Raw genomic sequence first — 5,818 nt, 5'->3', positions numbered from 1 at the left:
ACCCGACCGAACGCAACCGGAGGAGCGCGCCATGAAACCTTACTACGAAGGCTGGTACATGAAACAGCAGCAAGGCGAAGACGTGCTGGCCGTGATACCGGGGCGCGCTCCTCCGGTTGCCTTCGGTCGGGTCGTCCGGCGATAGTACCACCGGTAACGCTCGGCGCTTATTCCGTTAGCGGAAGCGTAAGGAGGACGAAGAAGGACGGTGATCCGAGTTAGCGCAGCAACGCGAGAAAGAGCGTGAACCTTAGGTGGAAAGGCGGTCGTTTTCGCGAGTAAAGATAGCGCGCGAAGCCGTTGGGGCTTCGCGCGGATTCAAAGTCGCTCAAGACCACCTATCGGCAAAGGGGCCTTTGCAGGGGACTTCGACTTGCTTGAGCATGCGCACCGTCGAGACGATGATGGGGATGTACAGCAGGAAGAACACCCCGTACATGACGACTGATGCGCTGGCCATCATCGCGTCGTTGTTGACGTACGTGGTGGACGTGGTGCCGGAAAAAAGCGCGTCGCCCAGCATCACGAAAAGGTCGTTGAGGCCATGAACCAGCGCGATGCCCCAGATGTTACGCGTTTTCAGGAACAGGGCGGCCAGAAACGCGCCCAGGATGCCGGCTTGCAGGGTTTTGAGCGCCGCTTGGGCCATGTCCAAACCGGTGACCACTTGGCCGTTCATGATGGACGGCGTCACATGGACGAAGCCGAAGATCAGCGATGAGACTATCACGGCTCCGATCAGACCTCGACGCGTCTCGCCGAAACGAGCCAGCAGCCCGCTGAAAACGATGCCGCGGAACAAGCCCTCTTCGAACGTGCCCACAAGCAGGCAGAGCATGATGACCAGCGCCAGCTGCAAGGGCCAGTCGGACACCATCCCCTCGTTTTTCATTGCGGTGCCGAGCAGAACGAACACGCCCATGACCAGCGCTACGACCAACGGGTAGATAGACTTCTTGAACGAGAGGCCGATGCTTTTGGCGTTGGGCACGATGATGTTGCATCCTGCCGCGACGGCCATGATGGCGAACATGACGATGGTCAATCCCAGGCGAATGAACATCATGTTCGCCAAAGACCCGTCGGATGGCACGAACCAGATCACGGCCAGTCCGATGGCGAGCCCGACGGCGGTTACGAGCAGCGGATGGGATCGTGCAAACGTGCGTATCGTCGACATGCGGTTCCTCTTTCATTGGCAGGGTCGAAATAATGAAGCATGCGAGATTGTAACCGGGTAGCAGGACGATTTTCAGATGCGCGGAACGAACGCCCCTTCAAACGAAACGAACGACCTCTTTCGAAGAGTCCCATCGGTGGAAGAGCTTGTCATACGGCTTCTCAACGCCCGTCGCTCTTGCCATTGCCGGTACCGTCCCTTGGTTCTCCCTACGTTGGATCGGGATTCGGAGAAGTTGAGGCTCCGAACGGCGTACCGCAATCGGGGCATATCAGCGCGCTGCTGGTTTTCGTGACCGTTTTCGCTTCATGGCATCTGGTGCAGAAGAAGACGATCTGGTCGGGGCAGCTAATACCGCCCGATGCCTGGTCGAGGTCGTCATCGTCAAGCTCCATACCTTTGTCGGAAAAACAGGCGGCGAGCTTTTCGTCGTCTATCATGATCGAATCGCCGCCCTTCCGATCGCATTGCGGAACATTCCTATTCCGAAATCCCCATATACCACTGGATTATAGATCGAACCGCCGGCAAAGAGCGATCCCCTGAGAACGAATGCCCGTTCAAACGCAACGAACGCAGCGGTCGGCAGATTGCTCTGGCATGTTGCGCGGGAGAGGTCGGCGTCGCGCGACGAGGTGTGCTACAAGGTCAGTTCGAACGATTGCTTGATCTCCCGGCTGCGTCGCTCCGCGATGGGGTAGGAGGAGCCGTCGTCGAGCAGCGCCTGATGATCCTCGATGCTGGCGATGCGCCCGCGATGCACCAGACAACTGCGGTGCAAGCGAAGGAAGTCCTTTGCAGGCAGTTCCTTTTCCAGGCTTGCCAAGGCGCCTCGCACCGCGAACTTTCCGTGCGCATGCCTGATGACGCAGCGTGGACCGTCGGATTCTATAGCGTACAGTTCGTTGGGATGCAGAACGTGAACGTCTCCGTCCGTGTCTCGGAAGCTGAGCTTGCCGGCGCCGGATCCCTGGGCATCGAAGTGCTCGTACAGGAATTCGATGGCGTTCTGGCCAGGATCGAGCGAAGGCAAGAGCGGGTTCGCATCGGTGGCGTTCGACACGTGCAGATGCACGATGCGAGGTCCGTCCGGCGTAGGGGCCCATACGTAGGTAGCATGTTGCTTGAACGGCATGCTGCGCTCTCCGCCGGCCGACACGACGAGCAGCGTATAGCGTGCCGAGACGATCCAGGTGTTGGCGCGTTTACGGGCGCGCCAACGCTCGTCTGCCAATGCGAGCCGTATGCTGTACTCGGGTCGTAGGATGTCTTCCATGGTCTTCTTGTCCGAGGCGGTTTGACAGCTGAACGGACCCAGCCATTCAACATCGTCGGCCATATAAGCTAAGGCGGCATCCATGTCCCGCACTACGAAATGGTTGACGAGCGATCGTCTGCATAGCTCGATGACGGCGCGATCTTTGGAGAGCTGTTCAGCGACGAGCGCCTCGCTGCCGTTCGCTTTGGACATGAGCTCATCTCCTTCCAGGGCGCTGAAAGAAAAACTCCGGAAACAAAAGCAGGTCAGGCAACTCTCATCGCCTGACCTGCATTCTTTTTCTGGAGCCAACGAGCGGATTCGAACCGCTGACCTACGCATTACGAGTGCGTTGCTCTACCAGCTGAGCCACGTTGGCATACGGCTTCTAAGCGAAGCGCGAGTAAGCAGTATATCCGAACCCCCGCGCTCCTGCAAGGGGTTGAGGCGAGTTTTTCGCTCGTGTCGGTTGCGCCTCGCGCCCGTGCGCTTACGCTGGAGGGAAGCGCACCACCAGGTATACGCCGGCTATCAAAATGGTGAGCAGCATGATGGGGAAGCCGGTCTTGAAGAACTTCGCGAACGTGATCTCGTACCCGTGCTTCTTGCTGATGTCGGACAGCACCACGTTGGCGCTGGCGCCGATGAGCGTGCCGTTGCCGCCCAGGCAGGCGCCCAGCGACACGGCCCACCACAGCGGCGTGACGTCCATGCCGGTGGATTCCATGGCCAGCAGGATGGGGATCATCGTGGCCACGAACGGGATGTTGTCCAGGAAGCTGGAGATCACGGCCGAGCCGATGAGCAGCACCAGCATGGTGATGAACACGTTGCCGCCGGTTGCGTCGATCAACCCGTTCGCCAGCATGCCGATGACGCCGGTCTCGGCCAGCGCGCCCACGATGACGAACAGGCCGGCGAAGAACGACAGCGTGGTCCACTCCACGTTCGACAGCGCTTCCTCGATGCTTTCGCCCGAGATCAGCATGATGATGCCCGCGGCGCCTAGCGCGATAATGCACGATTCCAGCCCCAACGCGCCATGCGCCATGAACCCGACCACCACCAGGGCGGTCATCACCACGCTTTGCTTCAGCAGCCGCCGGTTCTTGATCTGCGCGTGCTCGTCCAGCTCCATGATGCGGGCCTTGTGCTCGTCGTCCACGTTCATCTTGCGGCCGTATAGCGCGTAGAACACGCCGAGGATCGCGACGAGGATAATCGCCACGGCGGGCGCATCGTACAGGATGAAGTCGAAGAACGAGTATCCGGCTGCCGAGCCGATCATGATGTTGGGCGGATCGCCGATGAGCGTTGCGGTGCCTCCGATGTTCGACGCGAGTATCTCGGTCATGAAGAACGGGATGGGGTTGACGTCGAGCAGTTTGCATACGGTCAGCGTCATGGGCCCGATGAGCAGCACGGTGGTCACGTTGTCCAGGAATGCTGAAAGTACGGCCGTGAGCAGCACGAACAGTAGCATGATCTTCCAAGGGTCGCCTTTTGCAAGTCGTGCGCACTTGATGGCAAGGAACTCGAACACACCCGACAGCTTCACTACCGACACGAACAGCATCATGCCCAGCAGCACGCCCAGGGTATTGAAGTCGATGTGCTCCATGGCCGCGTCGAACGGCATGACATGCAGGGCCAACACGATCATCGCGCCCGTGATGGCCGCGAGCGACCGGTGCAGCTTCTCGGTCATGATGGTGATCATGACCACGACGAACACAGCAACGGCAACGATTTGGCTAACGTCCATGAAGCACCGCCGACCCCTCTTTCTGAAACGGTCGCACCCATGCGCGGCCCACGTACTTTACTATAGCAATGTCTATGTTGAGGAAACAGGTGGTTTCGATGATGTTTGTCGCCAAAGGCACGACGTCTCGCGGCGAACGATCCCGAAGAAGATCAAAGGAGGCCTTCGTCCGGCGAGCGGCAGAAGCGAGGTTTAGGAGAGCGGATAGCCGAGCAGCTCGTCCATGGTGACGAAGCGGTAGCCCTGCGACTTGAGATAGGGGAGCGCGTCTTTGAGCGCCTCGACCGTTTGCGATCGGTCGCCGCCTCCGTCGTGCATGAGCACGATGGCGCCCGGCCAGGCGTTTTTCACCTGGTTGGCGATGGCGGCGGCTCCGGGCTTGCGCCAGTCTTGCGAGTCGATGTTCCAGCCGATTTCCGCGCTGATCAGCGGCCCGACATTGCGCATGACGCCTTCGCCGTAGTTGCCTCCCGGCGTGCGGAATACATGGCTGGCTTCGGCGCCGGTGGCGGCTTCGATGGCTTCGTAGCCCTTCTGCACTTCGGCGACCTGATCCTCAGGCGTCATGTAGCCGAGGTTCACGCTTTGACCGTCGCCCGCCGCGTGGTCGAACGAGTGCGAGCATATCTGATGGCCTTCGGCTGCTGCGCGCTTTACGAGGTCGACGCCTTCTCCGTCGATGCGATTGCCCACGGTGAAGAATGTGGCCTTCGCCCCTTGGTCGGCCAGCACGTCGAGCACTGCGGCGGTGGATTCGGGCCAGGGGCCGTCGTCGAACGTGAGTGCCACCACTTTGTCCTCGCCTACCTGCGGCGAAACGTTTCGGCGCACCACGTTGGAAGGCTCCTGCACGACTTCTTCCGTCGTCAGGCCGGAGACCGAGCCGGTTTTCGTGCGCTTCAATCCGTCGGCGCCTTGCCCCTCGAGCACGTGGATAGGTCCGCGCCCTTCCTCTTCGATCGAGTAGGGGATGCTTTCCTCGGCGGTTTCGCTCGGCTCTTCGATGGCGCTGCCGTCGCCCAGTTCGACCACGTCGCCGTTGTTCAGCTTCGTATCCATGTCGGTAGCGACTTCGCCGTTGACGGTGGCGTGAAACGGCTCGCCCTTTCCTGCTTCGATCACCGAGCCGTCCACGGCAACGAAATCGCCGGGTTTCGGCTTGATGCCGCTGGCGCGCAGCGCGTCTTCCAACGTCTTGTGACCGCCTACTTCCAGGTTGGCTCCATTGAGGGTTATGGAGGCAGGCAGGCTCTGCACGACGAAGTACCCTCCAACGGCGAAAGCGGCCACTACGAGCAGGCTGGCAATGATTCCAACAGCGCGCCGCCTCGGTTGTTCGGGGCCCGGCGGTCGATGGTAACGTCCTGGTTTCTGGTAGGATGCCGCATTGCGCGGTTGCTGCTGTGTTGCGTTCAGGCGGGAGCGGGCGGCAGTGGAACGTGCGGTTTGCCTGGTGTTGTACTGGTGTGGTCGTGAACCTGGAGAAGTCGACTCATCGGAACGACGGGAAGCTCGCTCGTCATTCGAATGCTGGAAAAAAGCGTCGTCGTAATTGCGTTCGGGCATAACCTTCCTGGGTCGCCGGGTGCATGCGGCCGCGTGCTTCGGCCGACGG

At 60.3% G+C, this 5,818-nt stretch carries 5 protein-coding genes and 1 tRNA gene; all 6 read right to left on the bottom strand.

All coding sequences use genetic code 11. The features are described from left to right. Nucleotides 1-328: 328 nt before the first annotated feature. Nucleotides 329-1,180 (bottom strand): CPBP family intramembrane glutamic endopeptidase, encoded by an 852-nt coding sequence (locus ACMO6A_RS01980; protein ID WP_009305363.1) that lies wholly within the window; start codon nucleotides 1,178-1,180, stop codon nucleotides 329-331. Between the two features lie 209 nt (nucleotides 1,181-1,389). Next, nucleotides 1,390-1,620, bottom strand: a complete 231-nt coding sequence (locus ACMO6A_RS01975) for a hypothetical protein (RefSeq protein WP_009305362.1) — start codon at nucleotides 1,618-1,620, stop codon at nucleotides 1,390-1,392. Between the two features lie 200 nt (nucleotides 1,621-1,820). Continuing rightward, nucleotides 1,821-2,651 (bottom strand): LytTR family transcriptional regulator DNA-binding domain-containing protein, encoded by an 831-nt coding sequence (locus ACMO6A_RS01970; RefSeq protein WP_009305361.1) that lies wholly within the window; start codon nucleotides 2,649-2,651, stop codon nucleotides 1,821-1,823. Nucleotides 2,652-2,741: 90 nt separating this feature from the next. Beyond that, nucleotides 2,742-2,817 (bottom strand) — tRNA-Thr (locus tag ACMO6A_RS01965). Between the two features lie 111 nt (nucleotides 2,818-2,928). Continuing rightward, complete coding sequence (locus ACMO6A_RS01960; protein WP_009305360.1) at nucleotides 2,929-4,203, bottom strand: ArsB/NhaD family transporter; 1,275 nt, start codon at nucleotides 4,201-4,203, stop codon at nucleotides 2,929-2,931. A 192-nt stretch (nucleotides 4,204-4,395) separates the two neighbouring features. Further along, nucleotides 4,396-5,460 (bottom strand): polysaccharide deacetylase family protein, encoded by a 1,065-nt coding sequence (locus ACMO6A_RS01955; protein ID WP_015761499.1) that lies wholly within the window; start codon nucleotides 5,458-5,460, stop codon nucleotides 4,396-4,398. Nucleotides 5,461-5,818: the final 358 nt, after the last annotated feature.

Source organism: Eggerthella sp., from assembly GCF_048329335.1.
Taxonomy (GTDB): Bacteria; Actinomycetota; Coriobacteriia; order Coriobacteriales; family Eggerthellaceae; genus Eggerthella; species Eggerthella lenta.
This window is presented reverse-complemented; position numbering and strand designations above follow the sequence as displayed.

What these genes read in the sequence shown, in the direction of transcription:
- ACMO6A_RS01980 (WP_009305363.1), bottom strand. Translation starts at nt 1,180, where the DNA reads ATGTCGACGATACGCACGTTTGCACGATCCCATCCGCTGCTCGTAACC.
- ACMO6A_RS01975 (WP_009305362.1), bottom strand. Translation starts at nt 1,620, where the DNA reads ATGATAGACGACGAAAAGCTCGCCGCCTGTTTTTCCGACAAAGGTATG.
- ACMO6A_RS01970 (WP_009305361.1), bottom strand. Translation starts at nt 2,651, where the DNA reads ATGTCCAAAGCGAACGGCAGCGAGGCGCTCGTCGCTGAACAGCTCTCC.
- ACMO6A_RS01960 (WP_009305360.1), bottom strand. Translation starts at nt 4,203, where the DNA reads ATGGACGTTAGCCAAATCGTTGCCGTTGCTGTGTTCGTCGTGGTCATG.